The organism is Actinomyces sp. Z5 (genome assembly GCF_003287795.1).
GTDB lineage: Bacteria > Actinomycetota > Actinomycetes > Actinomycetales > Actinomycetaceae > Actinomyces > Actinomyces glycerinitolerans.
Genome location: NZ_QMIN01000038.1, coordinates 27,730 through 45,990, shown reverse-complemented (window position 1 = coordinate 45,990; position 18,261 = coordinate 27,730). Strand labels below are relative to the sequence as shown.

12 protein-coding genes and 1 tRNA gene are annotated in these 18,261 nt (G+C 71.5%); 8 read left to right on the top strand and 5 right to left on the bottom strand.

The genetic code is table 11. The annotated features are described in order from the left end of the window. Positions 1-68: 68 nt before the first annotated feature. Both DRB06_RS03965 and DRB06_RS03960 read right to left on the bottom strand, forming a co-directional pair. Positions 69-836, bottom strand: a complete 768-nt coding sequence (locus DRB06_RS03965) for a UTRA domain-containing protein (RefSeq protein WP_234416147.1) — start codon at positions 834-836, stop codon at positions 69-71. A gap of 82 nt (positions 837-918) precedes the next feature. Further along, complete coding sequence (locus DRB06_RS03960; RefSeq protein ID WP_111819177.1) at positions 919-2,157, bottom strand: cysteine desulfurase family protein; 1,239 nt, start codon at positions 2,155-2,157, stop codon at positions 919-921. A gap of 41 nt (positions 2,158-2,198) precedes the next feature. Here DRB06_RS03960 and nudC point away from each other — a divergent pair, with 41 nt between their 5' ends. Together nudC and DRB06_RS03950 are read left to right on the top strand one after the other, a co-directional pair. Then, positions 2,199-3,341 carry an NAD(+) diphosphatase gene (nudC, locus tag DRB06_RS03955; RefSeq protein WP_111819176.1) on the top strand — a complete coding sequence of 381 codons (1,143 nt, stop codon included), beginning with the start codon at positions 2,199-2,201 and terminating at the stop codon, positions 3,339-3,341. Between the two features lie 93 nt (positions 3,342-3,434). Further along, positions 3,435-5,552: an ATP-dependent helicase gene (locus DRB06_RS03950; protein WP_111819175.1), complete on the top strand. Its 2,118-nt coding sequence runs from the start codon at positions 3,435-3,437 to the stop codon at positions 5,550-5,552. 20 nt (positions 5,553-5,572) lie between these two features. Here the strand turns inward: DRB06_RS03950 and DRB06_RS03945 are convergent, their stop codons facing one another. Then, on the bottom strand, positions 5,573-6,586 hold the full coding sequence (locus DRB06_RS03945) for a thiamine biosynthesis protein ThiF (RefSeq protein ID WP_258522132.1): 1,014 nt from the start codon (positions 6,584-6,586) through the stop codon (positions 5,573-5,575). A gap of 121 nt (positions 6,587-6,707) precedes the next feature. After that, entirely contained in the window at positions 6,708-7,958 is a 1,251-nt protein-coding gene (locus tag DRB06_RS03940) for a PDZ domain-containing protein (RefSeq protein ID WP_395994418.1), read from the bottom strand. A 173-nt stretch (positions 7,959-8,131) separates the two neighbouring features. Here DRB06_RS03940 and DRB06_RS03935 point away from each other — a divergent pair, with 173 nt between their 5' ends. Continuing rightward, positions 8,132-9,607, top strand: a complete 1,476-nt coding sequence (locus DRB06_RS03935; protein ID WP_111819174.1) for a zinc-dependent metalloprotease — start codon at positions 8,132-8,134, stop codon at positions 9,605-9,607. A 73-nt stretch (positions 9,608-9,680) separates the two neighbouring features. On the opposite strand, the gene DRB06_RS03930 is transcribed toward DRB06_RS03935, so the two are convergent. Next, a complete protein-coding gene (locus DRB06_RS03930; RefSeq protein ID WP_111819173.1) occupies positions 9,681-10,262 on the bottom strand; it encodes a PPA1309 family protein in 582 nt (193 codons plus the stop codon). A gap of 248 nt (positions 10,263-10,510) precedes the next feature. Here DRB06_RS03930 and DRB06_RS03925 point away from each other — a divergent pair, with 248 nt between their 5' ends. The 5 genes from DRB06_RS03925 to DRB06_RS03905 all read left to right on the top strand — a co-directional run bounded on the left by DRB06_RS03925 (position 10,511) and on the right by DRB06_RS03905 (position 18,124). Then, the gene (locus DRB06_RS03925; RefSeq protein ID WP_220092965.1) at positions 10,511-13,906 is read left to right on the top strand and encodes a UPF0182 family protein; all 3,396 of its coding nucleotides are present in this window, start codon (positions 10,511-10,513) and stop codon (positions 13,904-13,906) included. Between the two features lie 353 nt (positions 13,907-14,259). Then, positions 14,260-15,399, top strand: a complete 1,140-nt coding sequence (locus tag DRB06_RS03920; RefSeq protein ID WP_258522131.1) for an SMI1/KNR4 family protein — start codon at positions 14,260-14,262, stop codon at positions 15,397-15,399. A 143-nt stretch (positions 15,400-15,542) separates the two neighbouring features. Further along, positions 15,543-15,619, top strand: a tRNA-Met gene (locus DRB06_RS03915). Positions 15,620-15,698: 79 nt separating this feature from the next. After that, positions 15,699-17,213 carry a cytosine permease gene (locus DRB06_RS03910; RefSeq protein ID WP_111819171.1) on the top strand — a complete coding sequence of 505 codons (1,515 nt, stop codon included), beginning with the start codon at positions 15,699-15,701 and terminating at the stop codon, positions 17,211-17,213. After that, positions 17,210-18,124, top strand: coding sequence for a purine-nucleoside phosphorylase (locus tag DRB06_RS03905; RefSeq protein WP_108966850.1), 915 nt, complete (start codon positions 17,210-17,212; stop codon positions 18,122-18,124). The genes DRB06_RS03910 and DRB06_RS03905 overlap by 4 nt, the downstream gene beginning before the upstream one ends. Positions 18,125-18,261: the final 137 nt, after the last annotated feature.

Here is an 18,261-nt window from a genome sequence, read left to right as displayed (position 1 = left end):
GCTCGGCCCCCTGGCGGCCCGGTCGGCGCGCGTTGTGTGCGCGCCGACCGGGCCGTCGGCCTACGCCGTCACCGCTGGGCGGGCAGCCGCTGCGCCGCAGAGACGAAGCCGAAGGTCTGCGGGACGTGGTGGGAGCGGGTGTATTCGAACGGCACCCCGCCAGAGTCGAAGCCGAGCGACTCCATAACCCCCACGCAGTCCAGGCCGCCCAGGTCCAGGTGGCGGCGGTCCAACTCGTCCGCCCCCTCGATGGTGATCATGCGCGAGGCCGTGGCGATATGCACCCCCAGTTCGTTCTCCAGGTAGGCGTAGATGGAGGTCTCTGCGGCTTCCCGGGGAATGTCGGGGACCACCGAGCGCAGGAACCGGTTGTGGTCGATGATGGCGGGCCGGTTGTTCAGCAGCCGTAGCCGGCGCAGGTACAGCACCTGCGCGTCCGCGGTGAGGCCGGAGGCCTGTGCCACCGAGTCGGTAATGGTTTCAACCGTTGCGGACAGCAGCACGGTGCGTACCGTGATGCCGATGCGTCTGCCGGCCTCGGCCAGGGACTCGATGCCGGACAGGAAGAACAGAGACGTCGAACGAGGGCGGTAGATCACCTGGATGCCCTTGCCGTGGATGGGCTGAACGTAACCCTGCGAGCCCAGATACTGCACCGCCTTGCGCACCGTGGGGCGGGTGGTGGCGAAGTCGGCGCTCAGCCGGTTCTCGCTGGGCAGGAAGGAACGGAAGGGGAAGGTGCCGTCCTCTATCCGAGTGCGCAGGAACTCGTAGATCTCCTGATACTTCGGCACGTGCGCATGCTCGCGTTGGCGCGGGGGCTGAGAGGCGGCCACGGTGTGCTCTCCTCCGGTCGGGTGTTGGACGGCTGGGGCGCCGGGTGACGCTAGCCTATGCGCCCGCCCCGGCGTGAACCGCCTACGCGTGCACGGCGCCCCGCCGCGTCCGCGCCCGGCGGGCGGTGTTAACGGCGTCGGGCAGGGCCGCCAGCAGGCGCTCCACATCCTCGGCGCCCGTCTCCCGGCCCATGGAGCAGCGCAGCGTCGCCCGGGCCGCCTCCTCCCCGTAGCCCATGGCCAGCAGCACGTGGCTCGGCCGGGAGACACCCGCATGGCAGGCCGACCCGGCGGACACGTCGATGCCCGCCATGTCCAGCGCCATCAGCAGCGCCTCGGCGTCGGCGTCCTCAACCCACAGGTGGGCCGTGCCCGGCAGATGCGCCGCATCATCGGGCAGGGTTGCGTGCACGCCCACCAGCGCCGTCGCCCCCGCCAGCAGGCGCGTCCGCAGCGCCTCCAGCCGCGTCGCCTCCGCCGCCCGCTCGGCCACGGTCAGCTCCACTGCCAGCGCCAGCGCCCGCGCCCCGACCACGTCCTGTGTGCCCGAGCGCAGCCCCCGCTCCTGGCGCCCGCCCCCCGTCGGCGCCATCAGGGAGAAGTCTCGCCGCGCGACCAGGGCGCCGACGCCGACCGGCGCGCCGAGCTTGTGCCCGCTCAGCGACAGCGCATCCAGCCCCCAGCCGTGAAAGTCCAGCGGTATCCGGCCCACCGCGGCCACCGCGTCGGTGTGCACGGGCACGTACCCGTCTGTGCCGGGCCGGTCGGTGCCGGTCGCGGCGCGCACCGCCGCCACGATCCCGGCCAGGTCCTGTACCAGGCCGGTCTCGTTGTTCGCCGCCATCACGCTCACCAGGCAGGCGCCGCCCGCCAGCGCCGGCTCGAGCGCACCGGCCTCCAACCGCCCGGCGCCGTCGACCGGCAGCGGCACGTGCTCGGCCCCCAACTGCGCCGCCGCGGTGCGCGCACTGTCCAGCACCGCCGGATGCTCGATCGGGGAGGTGACCACGCGCGGACGCTCCACTCCGGCGGCCCGGGCCGCCAGCACCCGACCGGCGACCGCCAGCGCGTCCGCCTCCGTGCCACCGCCGGTGAAGATCACCTCGTGCGGGTCCACGTTCAGCGCCGCCGCCAGCCGGGACCGCGCCTGCGCCAACAGCGCCCCGGCCCGGCGTCCCGAGGCGTGTTGCGCCGCCGGATTCGCCCACCCGCCCAGGCCATCGGCCAGGTCTTGGGCCACCTGCTCGGCCACCTCCGCCCGCACGGGCGTCGTGGCGGCATGGTCGAGGTAGACGCGTGCGGCGGCGGTTCCGGAACTCATGCGGGCAGCGTATCCGCCCCGCCCGCGCCTAGGCTGCCCCCATGACCTCCACGCCCCAGCCCGCCGTCCCTGACGACCCGGAAGCCCCTGCCCCGACTCGCTCGTCCCGGGCCGTGGCCCGCTCCCTGTCCCGGGCGACCACCGACCGCGACGCCTCCCGCCGCAGCCAGCCCGGCCTTATCGCCGCGCTCGCCGCCGACCCCGCCACCCGCCTACTGCTGGTGGACGCCCGCGGCCGCATCGCCCTGGACGCCCCGGCCATCGGCGCAAACCTGCCCGACGACGGCCTCACTCCCGCCGCACCGCACGACCGCGACGCCTCCGTCTGGCGGTCCGGCCGCACCGCTTCCTCCGACGCCCGTCCCCGGCTCGCACCCCTGACCGCCGCGGACCTCGACGTCACCGGCCTGACCTGCTTCTACCTGGGGCGCGAGCAGGGCACCGGTACCGGCGACGCCGCCGGGGCCGCCTGGCTCGCCGTCGTCGTCCCCACCGACGACGTCACCTCACCCACCGACGCCGAGGGCGCCGGACACCCCCACCCGGCCCTCAGCGCCGTCCTGGACCGCTACCCGCTGTCCGCGCTGCGGGCCGTCGGCGCCGACCTGGACGCCCACGACGCCGGCCTGGCCACCCCCGCCAGCGCCCTGGCCGCCTGGCACGCCCGCTCCGGCTTCTGCCCCCTGTGCGGCGGCCGCACCCAGATCGTGCAGGCCGGCTGGGCCCGCCGCTGCACCAGCTGCGGCGCCCTCGACTTCCCCCGCACCGACCCCGCAGTCATCATGGCCGTCACCGACGACGCCGACCGCATCGTCCTGGTCCACGGCGCCACCTGGGACCACCACCGCTACTCCACCGTCGCCGGCTTCGTGGAGGCGGGGGAGGCCGCGGAGGCCGCCGTCGTCCGCGAGGTCGCCGAGGAGACCGGGCTGAAGGTTGCCGGTGTGGAGTTCGTCGCCAGCCAGCCCTGGCCTTTCCCCCGCTCCCTCATGCTCGGCTACCGGGCCCGCCTGGCCCCCGGCGAGCACCTGGCCCGCCCCGACGGCGCCGAGGTCACCGACGCGGTGGTCCTCAGCCGCGCCGAGCTCACCGACGCCATCGCCGCCGGCACCGTCGTCCTGCCCGGCCCCACCTCCATCGCCCGCATGCTGATCGAGGACTGGTACGGCGGCCCCATCGGCTGAACGCCTGCTCGCGCGGGCCGAGGCCGGGCCACCACGGTCGGTCCGGGCCGCGCCGGTCAATCGTGTCGGCCCGGCGTGGCAGGCTGGGCGGTGATGAACGACCACGCCCCGGCACCCGACGCCCCGCGCCCTGCGGGCACGCCCGGCGCCCTGCCCACCCCCGCCCAACTGCTCGACGCCCTCGACCCCGACCAGCGGCAGGTCGCCGAGCACTTGGAGGGGGCCCTGTGCGTGTTGGCCGGCGCCGGTACCGGCAAGACCCGGGCGATCACCTACCGGATCGCCCACGGGGTGGCGGTGGGCGCCTACCAGCCCACCCAGGTCCTGGCCGTCACCTTCACCGCCCGCGCCGCCGGGGAGATGCGTTCGCGCTTGACGGACCTGGGTGTGCCCGGGGTTCAGGCCCGCACCTTCCACTCCGCCGCCCTGCGGCAGCTGACCTACTTCTGGCCCACCGCCATCGGCGGGCGCCGCCACGAGATCGAGCGGTACAAGGGCCGCCTGGTCGGCACCGCCGCCCACCGCCTGGGCCTGTCCGCGGACCGGGCCCTGATCCGCGACCTGGCCGCGGAGGTCGAATGGGCCAAGGTCACCATGACCCTCCCGGAGGACTACGCCCAGGCGGCCGCCGCCCAGGGCCGCGTCGGGGTGGGTGACCTCGACCCGGCCACCGTCGCCCAGCTGCTGGCCGTCTACGAGGAGGTCAAGGCCGAGCGGGGCGTGATCGACTTCGAGGACGTGCTGCTGCTCATGGTCGGCATCCTTAAGGATCGCGAGGACATCGCCGCCCAGATCCGCGGCCAGTACAAGCACTTCGTGGTCGACGAGTATCAGGACGTCTCCCCGCTCCAACAGCGGCTGCTGGACCTGTGGCTCGGGCGCCGCCGCCAACTGTGCGTGGTCGGTGACGTGTCCCAGACCATCTACTCCTTCACCGGCGCCACCCCCGAATACCTCACCGGTTTCGCCTCCCGCTACGACGGCGCCCGCACCGTGCGGCTGACCCGCGACTACCGCTCCACCCCGCAGGTGGTGTCCCTGGCCAACCGGGTGCTGTCGCGCTCGCGGCGCGGCGCCGGGGCACTCGCCCTGCCCGCCGGGGCGGTGCAACTCCAGGCGCAGCGGCCCTCCGGCCCCGCGGTGCGCTTCGAGGCCTACGACGACGACGTCACCGAGGCCGCCGGGGTGGTCGCCCAGGTGCAGCGGCTCCAGGCGGCCGGTGTGCCGCTGTCGGAGATCGCCGTCCTGTACCGCACCAACTCCCAGTCCGAGGTGGTTGAGCAGGCGCTGGCCGACGCCGGCATCGGCTACCTGGTGCGCGGCGGGGAGCGCTTCTTCGAACGCGAGGAGGTCAAGCGCGCCATGGTGCTGCTGCGGGCCGCCGCCCGCACCGAACGCGCCGAGCTCACCGGGGATCCGGGCGCGGACGCCCGCATGGTGTTGGCCCGGGAGGGCTGGAGCGAGCAGCCGCCCGCCACCCGTGGCGCCCTGCGCGAGCGCTGGGACTCCCTGAACGCGATCGTGGAACTGGCCGACCAGCTCGGCGAGCGGCGCGGCACCGACCTGGACGGCCTGGTGGCCGAACTCGCCGCCCGTGCGGACGCCCAGAACGCCCCCACCGTCGACGGCGTCACCTTGTCCTCCCTGCACGCCGCCAAGGGACTCGAATGGGATGCGGTGCTGCTGATCGGCGCCTGCGAGGGGCTGCTGCCGATCTCCTTGGCGGAGGGGCCCGCCGCGGTCGAGGAGGAGCGGCGCCTGCTGTATGTGGGCGTCACCCGCGCCCGCGAACACCTGGTCATCTCCTATGCGCGCGCCCGCAACCCCGGCGGCCGCGCCTCCCGCAAGCCCTCCCGCTTCCTGGACGGTATCTGGCCCACCGACGTCGATGGGCCCGCCGGTCGGCGCTCCGGCGCCGGCGGCGGGTCGCGCGCCCGCGCCAAGCAGGCCGCCGCCGAATTCGAGGCTGAGAACGATCCGGCCACCGTGGCCCTGTTCGAACAACTGCGCGCCTGGCGGGCCCAGGTGGCCAAGGACGCGTCCAAGCCCGCCTACACCGTGTTCGCCGATGCCACCCTGCGCTCGATCGCCATCGTCAAGCCCGCCGTGCTGCCCCAGCTGTCCCTGATCCGGGGAGTGGGGGCGGTAAAACTCAAGGAGTACGGGCCCGACGTGTTGCGCATCGTGCGCGAGTTCGGCGCCGGGGAGTAGCACGCGCCCCGTTCATGTCTCTAGGGCCGGTACGCCTCTAGTTCCAAGGAGGAGAAACCATCCGCGTCGGCGGGGTCGCCGACCGCCTCCGGCGCATCGCTAGCGTCCCCCGCGCCCGTGGGTCCTACGGCCAGCCGACTGCACAGGCAGTCGGGGTGGGGCCGCCAGTGCCGCTCCACCCCCGCGGGATCGGCCGCGGACAGCTCCACGCTGCGTCCCTCCCACAGCGGCCCGCGCCCGGTGACGACGTCGATCACCGCCCGCGCCGCCAGCGCCGCCGCCTGATGCAGCAGCAGTCGCTCCAACACCGGGGCCGGCAGCAGTCGCAGCTGCGTGGCCAGGGCCGGCCAACAGGGGTCGGCGTCCCGCGCCCACAGGTCCAGGCAGGTGGTGCACACCGCTGAGTGCTCGGCCACCAACGGCCCCACCCGCACGCTCACCTCCCGCACCACCACCGGCAGATGGGTGATGCCCGCCCGCGCCAGGTCGCGGGAGCGTATCGGGTCGACGACGTGCCCGCTCAGGGAGACGACCACGTCCGGACGCAGGTCCAGCGGGGCCCGGGTACGCACCGCGGGGGACAGGTCGGCCGCCCAGTCGGCCAGCGCCTCGTCGTCGGGCAGGATGGTCACCACCCCGGCCTCCACCAGCAGGCGGATGATCTCCCGGGCCAGATTCCCACCGCCCAGCAGCCCCACGCTGCTCGCCCGCAGCATGGCGGACCGCTCGGCCGCGTCGACGGCGAGCCGGTCCCAGTAGAGCGTGTCGGCGTCGTCCGTGGCTTCGGGGGAGGCGTCGATAATGCCGATTTCGCGCAGTTCGCGCACGATCTCGCGCGCCCGTTCCAGCGGCACCCGGCTCCAGCGGGCGGCGCGGTAGATGCCGGCGGGCCGGATCTCCTCCGGCAGCCGGTCGAGCAGCAGTTGCTCCGCGTTGGTCAGCCCCGACAGGATCGTGGCGTGCCCTGGCTCGGCGCCGATCTGAGTCTCCCCGGGGGCGCGCCACAGGATGGGGGAGTGGCCGCGGATACGCATGGGTGCTCCTGTCTGCCCCCGCCGGCACCGGCGCCGGCGGCATCGGCTCCAGCATGGCACGGCCCCCGCAGGCCCGCCAGCCGGAGCGGGCGACCTGTGGAAAACCTCCCCGGGAGCGGGCTCAGTCGCCCGCGAGCACGGCCTCGCAGGTCAGCAGGTCGGAGGTGTCGTCGTCGGCGATTGCCTCAACCGTACGAACCGCCTCGTGCAGTGTGCCCACCGCGTACACCTCCAGGCCGTCGGGCACGTTGCCCACCACCTCGTTGCAGTTGGCGGCCGGAGCCAGGAAGTAGTCCGACCCGTCCTGCTGCGCGCCCGCCATCTTCTGCTTGATTCCGCCGATCGCGCCGACCGTGCCGTCGACGGCAATGGTGCCGGTGCCGGCGATGTCCTTGCCGCCGGTCAGGTCGCCGGGGGTGATCTCGTCGATGATGCCCAGGGCGAAGATGGTGCCGGCGCTGGGACCGCCCACGTCGGACAGGCCGAAGGAGGCCTCCACGTCGGAGTCGGCCCGGGCGGACAGGCTCAGCCCCAGCAGCGACCCCTCCGAATCCGGCTCGCCGTCCCCGTCGGCGTCCTGCGGGTCGATGGTGGTCAGCTCCACGTCCACGTCGGTGCCATCCCGGTCCACCCGCAGGGTCAGGGGCGTGCCCGGAGGAATCGTGGTCATCAACTCCCGCAGCTGCGGATAGGAGGTAATGGTGGTCGTCTCGCCGTCGGCGGTGGTGATCGACTCCAGTACATCGCCGGCCTGGACGCCGACGCCGGCCTGCTCGTCCGCGGTGCCCGCAACGGTCAGGATCATGCGGCTGGCCTGGCCCGTCTCCATGAGTGCGGCGACCACGGCGGCGTCCTGCGAGCTGGTCATCTGGGCCTGGTTGACCTCCTCGACCTGTTCGGCCGTCAGCGACTCCGGACACACCTGGTCCCGGTCCAGGACGGTCTTGTCGCTGCTCAGCCAGGCGTCCACCAGCATGAAGAAGGTGACCGGGTAGCCCGGGCAGCCGGATACAGACACGGTGGTCATACGCAGGGCGCCGGTGGTGTCATAGGTGTCGGTGCCGGTGACGGTCAGCAGGTCCTGGTCGGCGCCGTCGGAGGTGTCGGCCAGGACGTTCCAGGTGGGGCCGGGCGCCTGAATGACCTTGTTGATCGGTACCGTGGCGCCCGCCACCACGAGTGCCACCACCACCGCCAGGCCGGCTAGCAGCCGGGCCCGGCGGCGGCCGCGGAAGATCCGCCGGAAGCCGGCCTGGCCGCCGGCAGCGCCGGTGTCCTCGGCGGGGGCGGTTGGCGAGTCGGGTTCCGGGGCGGCCTCGGTGGAGGCGTCGGCGTCGGGGGTGTCGGAAGGGCGTTGCGTCACGGGGGTCATCATGACCCGGATTCCTGAGAAGCGCGCGACCGTCGGCCTATGCCCGGCTGGGGATCCGCGGTGGAACGTGGCCGCCCACAGGAATGGATGACATGATCGGGGTGTTTCCACCAGGCGGCCGCCCCGCGGCCCGGGCAGCGGCGCACACGCGCCGGAATCACCGAGAGGAACCCATGAGCGAGGACCCCTTCGAGGAGATCGAGCAGATGCTCGCCGCCATGTTCGGCCCACAGATGGCGGCCGACGCGGTGGGTGCGTTGCGGGCCTCCGGCGTAGACCCCAACCAGCTGGCACAAATGAGCGGCATGGGAGACCTGTCTAAACTCACCCCGGCCCAGTTGGGCGGTCTGCAGGCACAGATGCAGCAGCTGTTCACCGGTGCGGGCACCGGCGCCGTCAACTGGAACATGGGGCAGGACCTGGCCCTGCGTACCGTCCGCAGCGACGGCGACCCGGTGGTCACCGCCGCCGAGGCCGAGCAGACCCGCAGCGCTCTGGCGGTCGCGGATCTCTGGCTCGACGCCGCCACCGACTTCATGCCCGCCCCGGGGCCGCGCGAGGCCTGGAGCCGCTCCCAGTGGGTGGAGCGCACCCTGCCCGTGTGGAAGGACGTGTGCGCCCCGGTCGCCGACGCCGCCACCTCCGCGCTCGCCGACGCCCTGGAGCACCAGATCGGCCGACTGTCCGACTCCGACGCCGCGGCCGCCCAGATGGGTGCGCTGGGCAAACTCATGCGCTCCATGGCCGGCACCGCCTTCGGCCTGCAGCTGGGCCAAGCCATCGGCGAGCTCGGGCGAGAGGCGGTGGCCGCCACCGACGTCGGCCTGCCCCTGACCCGTGAGCCCGGCACCGCGCTCGTGCCCACCAATGTGGCCGCATTCGCCGCCGAACTGGAGGCGGATGCCGAGCAGGTGCGGCTGTTCCTGGCGGTCCGGGAGGCCGCCGCCGCCCGCCTATACGCCCACGTGCCCTGGCTGCGCAGCCAGTTGCTCGCCGCCGTCGAGGCCTATGCGCGCGGCATCGTCATCGACGTCGACGCCGTCGAGCAGGCGGTTGCCCAGGTCGATCCGAACGATCCCGAGGCCATCCGTGCGGCCCTGGAGTCGGGCATGTTCGCCCCGCAGGAGACGGACGCGCAGAAGGAGGCCCTGGAGAACCTGGAGACGCTGCTGGCGCTGGTCGAGGGGTGGGTCGAGGTCGTATCCGCCCGCGCCCTGGCCCCCCACCTGCCGCTCGCCGTCGCGCTGCGCGAGATGGTGCGCCGCCGCCGCGTCCAGGGCGGGCCGGCCGAGCAGGTCTTCTCCCGGCTGATCGGCCTGGAGTTCCGGCCCCGGCGCGTGCGCGAGGCCGCCCGGTTGTGGGAGAAGCTGGGTGCGGAGTTGGGGGATGCCGAGCGGGACGCCTTCTGGCGTCACCCCGACGTGGTGCCGACGGCGGCCGAACTGGCACACCCCGACGACTTCCTGACCATGCGGCGCGCCGCCCAGGAGATGGATGCACAGATGGATGCCGACCTGGCCTCGCTGCTGGACGGCACGCTCGGCTACGCCGACGGCGCCAAGGATGCCGACGCGGGCCCCGGGGCCCAGGACACCGACCGCTCCGACGACGACCCCGGCGACGACTCCGCTGACGAACCCGGCGCCTGAGACTCGCCGAGGTCGGTAGCAATATCCGCTGCCGCTGAGGCCGGTCGCGATGGTGCCGGTTCGGGCGGCGCGGCTACTGCAGCGTGCGGCGCAGCGCCTCCACCAGGCCGGGCACCAGATCGGCACCACCCGCTACCTCGCAGGCCGAGTCATGCGAGCGGGCGCGCACGGCGCACCAGGACTCCCCGGAGCGCAGCACGCCCACGACCATGCGCACGTCATCCCGGTCCGGCCGGGACATGAGGTAGGTGGCGCGCTCCTGCGGGTCCTCGATCGCTGCCGCCGCCTGCTCCGCCGCGGCGGGCAGTACCACGCGTTCCGTGGCCACGGCCGTGCCATCGACCTCATCCGGCCAGACGATGCCCGCCAACAGCTCCTCCAGGCTGTTCGCGGGTGGGAGGTCCCCCTGCTCGATCGCAGTCAGCGCCTCCGGGTCGGTACGGGCCTCGGCGAGCGCGGCAGCATCGAGCATCCGCTCCAGGGCGGGGTCCTGCTCCAGCGCGGACGCCGTGCGCACCAGCGCGAAGACGCCGACGGGCGCGTCCCAGCCGGCCCGAGCCACATGTTCCTCAAGCTGGGCGACAAGACGCACGAGGGCGGCCTGGCGTGGCGTGGTCGCGTTGGGGGAGGTGGCCGGGGGCAACTGATCGCTCATGACCTCATCGTCTCATCACCCACCGGTTGGGGATCGCAGCGGCCCGGCGGCCCCACAAATGGGCGACTACGTACCCGCGTGAAATAGCCGCCGTTGCTTAGAGCCGGCGCAGCGACACCTATGGATGGACTGAATTTTGTGAGGTCGACGTGACCTGTGCAACGATGGGCCGCGGTGGCGCCACCGGCGCCGGCCGCTGTGCGCCCAGTGCGCACGCACAATGACACGGAACGACACGGAGCGTGAGCGTGAGCACCAGGCCCGACGACGATCCTATCGACAAGCCCGACGACGAGTCCGGTTCCGCCGACTCCTCCGAGACTGGCAGCCGCGATGACCGCGTACGCGGCGGCTTCTTCCAGTCCGACAGCCCTGAAGACCCGTTCATCCGCCGCGGCGCGAGCGATGGCGCGGGGACGTCGTCGTCGCCCCACGAGCCGGACGACACCGGGGACGACGACGCGGACGAGCCCGAGGAGTCCGGTCCCTTCGCCGCGGCCTTTGACCCCTCCGCCCTGTTCGGCCTGGGCGCCTCCCGGCAGCGCAGCGCCGCGGGCGGCGTGCCGCGGCGGCATCGGCGTCCCGGCGGCGGTTCGGGTTCCGCCACCCCGCCTGTCCGCAGAAGCGGGGCCGGGGGGCGCCGTCGCCCTGGGCCATTGGGGCTGACCATCGGCATCCTCGCCCTGCTGGCCATCGTCATCGGGTTCCTGTCACGCACCTGGACGGAAGTGCTCTGGTTCAGCCAGCTGGGCTACTCCCGGGTGATCTGGACCCAGTGGATCGCCGCGGGCGCCATGTTCGTGATCGGCTTCGTCATTATGTTCTTCGCCGTCTTCGCGGCCATACGGTTGGCGTACCGCGCTCGCGAGATCGGCCTGCCGCGGGATGAGGCGACCCGCAACCTGGAGGCCTACCGCTCTGCGGTTGAGCCCATGCAGCGGCAGCTGACGTGGATCGTGCCGGCGGTGCTGGCCCTGATCAGCTCGGCCTGGGACGTCGCTCCCCGCTGGCGGGAGGTGCTGCTCGCCCTAAATGCCCAGTCCTTCGGAACCACGGACCCGCAGTTCGGACTGGACGTGTCGTTCTACGTGTTCATCCTGCCGATACTGCAACTGGTGGTGTCCTACCTGACGCGGGTGGTGGTGTTCGCGGGCATCTGCTCCGTGGTGGTCCACTACCTGTACGGCGGCATTTCCGTGTCCCGCACCCCGCACTTCACCCGCGCGGCCCGCATCCACATGACGGTGTTCCTGGCCCTGTTCGCGCTGCTGCGCGGCGGCTCCTACTGGCTGGGACGCTACTCCGCCCTGTACGCCTCCAACTCGAAGTTCGACGGGGCGGGCTACACCACCGTCAACGCCTCCATCCCCGCCAGCGCGATTCTGGCGGCGATCAGCGTGGTGGTGGCACTGCTGTTCCTGTTCTCCGTGCGAACCAGCTCCTGGCGGCTGCCGATCACCGGCGTCGCCGTCATGATCGTCTCGGCGCTGCTGATCGGCACCGCCTACCCGGCCGTTATTCAGAGATTCGTGGTCAATCCCAACGCGCAACGGGAGGAGGCGGCCTACATCGACCGCAACATCAAGGCCACACTCACCGCGTACGGGCTTGACGACATCGAAACCAGCAATTACGACGCCAAGACCACCGCCGAGGCCGGACAGCTGCTGGAGGATGCCGAGTCCACGACGTCGATCCGCCTGCTGGACCCGAACCTGGTCTCCCCGACCTTCCGGCAGTTGCAGCAGAACAAGCAGTACTACTCCTTCCCGTCCTCGCTGAACGTCGACCGCTACAACATCGACGGAACCAGCCGGGACACCGTGATCGCAGTGCGCGAGCTGAACCTCGACGGTCTGGGCGCCGACCAGCGGACCTGGGTCAACGAGCACACCGTCTACACACACGGCTACGGCGTGGTCACCGCCTACGGCAATACCGTCGCCTCCGGCGGCTACCCCTCCTTCTGGGAGGGCGGGATCCCCTCGGTCGGTGACCTGGGGGAGTACGAGCCGCGCATCTACTTCGGCCAGGCCTCGCCGTCGTACTCCATCGTGGGGGGCGACGACGGCGGCAACCCGCGCGAGCTCGACTACCCCGATGATGCGGCCGAGTCCGGTCAGGTCAACACCACCTTCACCGGTGACGGCGGCCCGGACGTGTCCAACCCCTGGAACCGGTTGCTGTACGCCGTGCGCTTCCAGGAGATGAACATCCTGTTCTCCCAGGAGGTGCGCAGCGGGTCACAGATCCTGTACAACCGCAACCCCGCGGACCGGGTCGCCGAGGTGGCCCCGTGGCTCACCCTGGACGGCAGCCCCTATCCGGCGGTGGTTGACGATGACGACGACGCCTCCACCCCCAAGCGGGTCGTGTGGATCCTCGACGGCTACACCACCACCAACAACTACCCGTACTCCCAGCACGAGTCGCTGGAGGACACGATGAGCGACGCGACCTCCGAGTCCGCGCTGTTGGGAGCCCCGGAGGAGTCCAACTACGTGCGCAACTCGGTCAAGGCCGTCGTCGACGCCTACGACGGCTCCGTGACCCTGTACGAGTGGGACCAGGACGACCCGATCCTGGCCGCCTGGAAGGCGGTCTTCCCCGGCTCGGTCACCCCGATGAGCGAGATGAGCAGCGACCTGATGGCGCACATGCGCTACCCGGAGGACCTGTTCAAGGTGCAGCGCACCGTGCTGGCCAACTACCACGTCACCGACCCGGAGGACTTCTACTCCGGCGGCGACTTCTGGAAGGTGCCCGACGACCCGACCAAGTCCGGCGACGACGCGCAGGCCCCCTACTACCTGACGCTGAAGATGCCCGACCAGGACGAGGCGACCTTCTCCCTGTCCAGCGTCTACATCATCGGCGGCAACACCGACCGCAACGTGCTCACCGGCTTCCTCGCCGTGGACTCCGAGACCGCCGGTGGTGAGGACGGCGGACGCAATCCCGACTACGGCAAGCTGCGGCTGCTGGAACTGCCACGCTCATCGAACGTGTCCGGACCCGGGCAGGTGCAGAACAACTTCAACTCCAACGCCACCGTCTCCCAGGTGCTGAACCTGCTCTCGCAGCAGGGCTCGGAGGTCATCCGCGGCAACCTGCTGACCCTGCCGGTGGGCGGCGGACTGCTGTACGTCCAGCCGGTCTACGTGCAGGCCTCCTCCGGCACGCAGTACCCGCTGCTGCGCGAGGTGCTGGTCTCCTTCGGCGACCAGGTCGGCTTCGCCGAGACCCTGTCCGAGGCGCTGGACCAGGTGTTCGGCGGCGACTCGGGCGCCACCACCGGGGAGGAGGCCGTCGACGGCGATGCCGCAGCCGCCAACGACACCTCGGCGGAGGCCCAAGAAGGCGCCGACCAGGCCGTGCCCACCGCTGCGCCGACCGAGCAGGCGAGTGCGGCGGCCACGCCGGAGGCGACCGCCGACGCAAACGCCAGCACCGCTCCGACCGGTTCCGGCGATCCGGCCGCCGACCTGTCCACGGCCCTGTCGGACGCGCAGACCGCCATGGACGACGCCGAGCAGGCCATGCAGGACGGGGACTGGACCGCCTACGGCGACGCCCAGGACCGGCTGACCGAGGCGCTGAACCGGGCGGTCGCCGCCCAGCAGCAGCTCGACGCCCAGGGGTGAGCGGCTGACACGGACGTCCGCGTGACGGCGGGGAGAGGACGCATGTCCTCTCCCCGCCGGCCGTTCCAGCCTCATCTCGTAGGCGCCGGCTCAAGTGATGCGCGGATACCGGCGGCAATCGCAGGTGTCGGATGCTTGAAGCCGACGTCTGTTGTAATAGAGGAATGGACGCTCACGAGGTCATGCCTTCGCCATCCCGGACTCTGGCCGAGACCGTCGCCCGTCATTTCGACGGCGCGTCCGTAACCGAGGAGGGTGAGTGCGTCACCGTTCACCTCGGTGCGGGGCTGCCCGCAATTGATTGCTTTGTTGAACCGATCATTCCGCGAAGGCCAGCAAGTGCGTTCGCATGGATGAGTATTCGTGGCGCCGTGATGGGGCGCAGCGGTGCGCTAGTCACCGCCAGCGGATATGGGGACACGGACCTGGAGGCAGTGGTGGCTGCGGGATGCAACTGGGCCTGCGCCTTCGGGCCCGTCCTCCTGACTGCTCTCGGGCATCCCGAACGCATCCGCACACCCGCACCCGACGTCGAGCAGTATGACGCGACTGTCGGGGGCAGACGCTACCGGATCACCACAGGCGGTTTGGACCGGGGCATCAACGTGCCCGTGGAGGAGGTCGCTTCCTTCCGCGCGGAACTTGGCGGTTCGTGCGCGCTGACACGCCGAGTACTGGAATCGGGCACCATTCCGGCGACCCGTCTCGACGACGTCGTCTCGCTCGGGACTTTCTTGGCCGTCGGCCCACGCGTCAGTGCGGAGGTGAAACTCGGCGCAGCGGATTGGCCCGCGGCAACCGCCGTTCTGAGCCGGTTGCCGAGCGCGGAGCCGGGTGTGCGCATGCTCCGCGAATGGGCTCTGCTCGTCTCGCTGGAGCCCGCACCCCCGCTGACTCGTGATGGTCTGCAAAGCACCCTGAACCTGCTCCGGCATTGCCGCGACAACCCGGACTCGGAGGCCTGGTGGCTCGGGGGACGCACCCATGGTATGCAGCTGGGAGACACCGCCCCCGCTGATGCCGACCTTCCGGAGGACATGCGCCGCTTCATGGCAACCGTTGCGAGCTCTGGGGCCGGTCCCGGCTACGGACTGAACGTGCGACGCGAGGAATCTGGATGGGTGCATCTCGCCGATGCCGGATGCGGGGCGGAGTGGGTCCTTGAGCTTGCGGAGAACATTGTCTGGCTGGACGCACGTGCGTGCGATGGCTCGATGGTGCCCGTCGCCTCCTCCTTCACCGGCTGGTACGAGTCGTGGCTAGACAATGCGATACGCAACGGTGGTCCCTTCGCGAAGTGGAGTTATGAGGTTGACGCCGCCTACAAGATGCTCGCCGATGCGGTTGACAAAGTGGGACCCGACGCCGCACACGACCTGGTACGGACAGTGAAGATTCGTGAGCCGGGTGGAAGCCTGGTCGGGCCCTGTCATGCGTGTCAACGCGTCTACTATCGCTACCAGATCCCGAGCACGGTCTTCCGACTCGACTAGAGCTCGGGGTGCGCGTGTTCACTGCCTCTCGCATCGGGGAGTCGATTCGGCGCGGTCGTCGGTCATGCCGACTGGTGGTGAGGAAGGGCACGTCGCCTGGGTTTGCGGTCCCGACGGCCGCCGGACTAAAGTACTAACCACGACGCGGGGTGGAGCAGTTCGGTAGCTCGCCGGGCTCATAACCCGGAGGTCGCAGGTTCGAATCCTGCCCCCGCTACCACTCCGGAGGCCCCGGCACCAGCAGGTGCCGGGGCCTTCTGCTGCCCGGGCATCGCGTTCCTTTGCGGTAGATTCCCGCCATGAAAGACGCCCCATCCTCTCCACCCGATTCCCCGGTTTCCGCCGCCGTGCATGGCCCTCAAACCGCCGCTGACGCGGACTCAGCCAGTTCCCGGATTGAGAACGCCGGTTTGGACGTGATCGCCGAATCCGAGCGCAAGGGCCGCCCCCGCGACCTGTTCATGCCCTGGTTCGCCGCGAACATCTCGGTGCTCGGCCTGTCCTGGGGCGCCTGGGTGCTCGGCTTCGGCCTTTCCTTTGCGCAGGCCGTCGTCGCCGGCGTCGTCGGGGTGATCGTCTCCTTCATGCTGTGCGGCTTCATCGCCGTGCTCGGCAAGCGCGGCAGCGCCCCCACCCTGGCCCTGTCCCGCGCCGCCTTCGGCTACCACGGCAACCGCCTGTCCGCCGCCATCTCCTGGATGCTCACCGTCGGCTGGGAGACGGTGCTGTGCGTGTCCGCGTCCCTCGCCTCCGCCACGGTGCTGCAGGCCCTGGGCTGGCACAACGAACTCGGCGCCCAGATCGTCGGCTTCCTGCTGACCGTGGGACTTGCGGCCAGCGCCGGCATCCTCGGCTTCGACACCATCATGCGGGTGCAGACATGGATCACCTGGGCCACGGGCATACTCACCGTCATCTACCTGATTCTGGTCTCCCCGCAGATCGACTTCGGGGCGCTTACCGCGCTGCCCGCCGGCTCGGCCGCGGCCTTCATCGGCGCCCTGGTCATGGTCGCCACCGGCTTCGGCCTGGGCTGGGTCAATGCCGCCGCCGACTACTCCCGCTACCTGCCGCGCAGCGCCTCCACCGGCGGCGTGATCGCGTGGACCACCATCGGCTCGTCGCTGCCCGTCGTCGTCCTCGTCATCGCCGGCATCATGCTGGTCGGCTCCGACCCCGAGCTCGGCACCGCCATCGACTCCGACCCCATCGGCGCGTTGACCACCATCCTGCCGCCCTGGTTCCTGATCCCCTTCGCCGTCGTGGCGATCCTGGGGCTCGCGGGCGGCATCATCATGGACCTGTACTCCTCCGGGTTGTCGCTGCTCGCCACCGGCCTGCCCGTGAAGCGGCACGTGGCCACCTCCATCGATGCCACCATCATGACCGTGGGTACCATCGCCGTCATCTTCGGGGCGGACGACTTCCTGGGACCCTTCCAGGGATTCCTGACGACTCTGGGGGTGGTGATCGCGGCTTGGGCGGGCGTCATGCTCGCCGAGGTGTGCCTGCGCCGACGCGACTATGACGAGGCCGCCCTGTTCACGCCCGACGGGGTCTACGGCTCGGTCAACCTGGAGGCGATCGCGCTGGTCGTCCTCGGGGCCGGCGTCGGCTGGGGCCTGGTCGTCAACTCAGCCGCCTCCTGGTTGAGCTGGCAGGGCTATCTGCTGGGCCCGCTGGGCGGCCGGGACGGCACCTGGGCCGGCGCGAACCTGGGCGTGCTGGCGGCGCTGCTGATCGGCCTGCTCGGACACCTGCTGCTCGGTCGGCGGCGCGTGCGCGTCCAGGAGCGGGCGGGGGAGCGCGCATGAGCTCCACCGGCTCCCTCCCACAGCCAGTTTCGGGGCCCGACGGCGTTCCCGCCGAGTTGCTCGTCGCCCTCACCGAGTCCGGTGGCGGGGACGGTCCCGGCCCCGCCGTGGAGGCCGCCCACCAGATCGCCCGGCGCACCGGCGCCGCCCACCACGACGTGTTGGTCGTGCTCGGATCCGGCGCCGACACCGCCCTTGACGGTTGGGGCGCGCCGACGGCGTCGCTGCCGCTCTCCGACCTGCCCGGCGTCGTCGGCCCCATCGCACCCGGGCATGTAGACCGGCTCGACTCCTACGAGTGGCGCCCGTCCTCCGGCCTTGACGAGGTTGGAAGCCCGACGACGGCGCCCCGCAGCCTGCGTGTGCTGGTGGCCCACGGCCGTACCCACCTGTATGAGGGACGCGGGCCCGGCACCGTCGTCGCCCTGGCCCGGGCCGCCGCCGCCACGGGCGTACGCGCCGCCGTCCTGGTCAATGCCAACGGCTGCCTACGCGACTGGGCGATCGGTGACGTCATGACGATCACCGATCACCTCAACCTTTCCGGCGCCTCGCCCTTCGACGGCACCGTGTTCGTCGACCAGCGTGAGCTGTGGGATCCGCAGCTGACCGCCGTTCTGCGCGGGCACACCCAGCGTGCCGGCGTCTACGCCATGGTGCGTGGCCCGGAGTACCAGACCCTGGCCGAATCCCGCATGCTGGCGTCCCTGGGGGCCGATTGTGCGGGCATGTCCACCATCCTGGAGGCGATCGCCCTGCACCAGTTGGGCGTGCGCGTGTCCGGGATGAGCGTGGTGTCCGACCTCTCCTTCGCGGCTGCTCCTACCGACCCGGATGAGGTCGTGCGCCTGGTCGCCGCCGCTCACGGCACCCTCGCCGCCGGCATTGAGGCGGTGCTGGCCGCCCTTTAGTGCCGCGGGCGGGATGCGCCCCGGACTCGGGCGGGGGAGTGGCCCCGTCCGGCTCCGGGGCGCACCGCTGCAACTCACGGCCCGCAAGTGCGGACATAGGACGCCCGTCCCCGCCCGCACGCGTCCGCATCCGGCTA